The organism is Dactylosporangium sp. NPDC050688 (assembly GCF_040654515.1).
Classification (GTDB): domain Bacteria; phylum Actinomycetota; class Actinomycetes; order Mycobacteriales; family Micromonosporaceae; genus Dactylosporangium.
The window spans coordinates 1-1,048 of record NZ_JBFAIC010000196.1 but is presented as its reverse complement, the minus strand read 5'-3'; the positions used below and the strand labels follow the sequence as shown (position 1 = coordinate 1,048).

The 1,048-nt window shown below is 71.9% G+C and carries 1 protein-coding gene; it reads right to left on the bottom strand.

Going from position 1 to position 1,048, the window contains the following annotated elements; translation table 11 throughout:
• Nucleotides 1-1,048 (bottom strand): 3-hydroxyacyl-CoA dehydrogenase family protein (locus AB0H83_RS51935; protein ID WP_360111521.1); only part of this gene is annotated, 1,048 nt, incomplete at both ends.

Genomic DNA, 1,048 nt, shown 5'->3' with positions numbered 1-1,048 from the left:
ACGCCGGCGTCGGGCTTGCCGAAGTGCTCGCGCAGCCCAGGCCACAGCCGGGTGCGCTTGCCGTCGGTGTACTCGTAGAACCCGGCGCCGCCGGACCGGCCGGGCCGCTCGAACTCGTCGATCATCCGGTCGATGACCGCGTCGGCCGGGTGCGGGGTCCAGGTGCCGCCGCCGGCGGTGACCGCGGCGGCCGTCTCCCGCCGGATCTTGCGCGGCAGGGTCAGGGTCAGCTCGTCCATGAGCTGCAGCACCGGCGCCGGGTAGCCGGCCTGGGCGCTGGCCTGCTCGATCGACGGCGCGGCGATGCCCTCGGCGAGCATCGCGACCCCCTCGTTGGTGAACGTGCCGATGACCCGGCTGGTGAAGAACCCGCGGCTGTCGTTGACCACGATCGGGGTCTTGCGCAGCTGCCGCACGACGCCGAGGGCGCGCTGCACGGCCTCCTCCGACGTGGTCGCACCGCGGATGACCTCGACCAGCGGCATCTTGTCCACGGGGGAGAAGAAGTGCAGCCCGACGAAGTCCTGCTGGCGGGTCACGCCGTCGGCGAGCTCGGTGATGGGCAGCGTCGAGGTGTTGGAGCACAGCAGCGCGTCCGGCGCGACGACGTTCTCGATCTCGGCGAACACCTTGTGCTTGAGCGCCGGGTCCTCGAACACGGCCTCGATGACCAGGTCGCAGCCGGCGAGGTCGGCCGGGTCGGCGGTCGGGGTGATCCGCTCCAGCAGGTCCGGCCCGCCGCGGCCCTTGGCGACCAGCCGCTCCGAGTACAGCTTGCCGCGCTGGGCGGCCTCGAGCGTGACGTCCTTGAGCAGCACCCGCATCCCGGCGCGCGCGCACACGTAGGCGATCCCGGCGCCCATCATGCCGGCGCCGAGCACCGCCACGGTCGTGAACGGCGCGGCGGAGGAGCCGCGGGCATTGGCCGCCTGCAGGTCGAAGAAGAACGCCTGGATCATGTTCTTCGCGACCTGTCCGGTGGCCAGCTCGGTGAAGTAGCGGGCCTCGATGTCGAACGCGGTGTCCAGGTCGACCTGGGCGCCTTCGA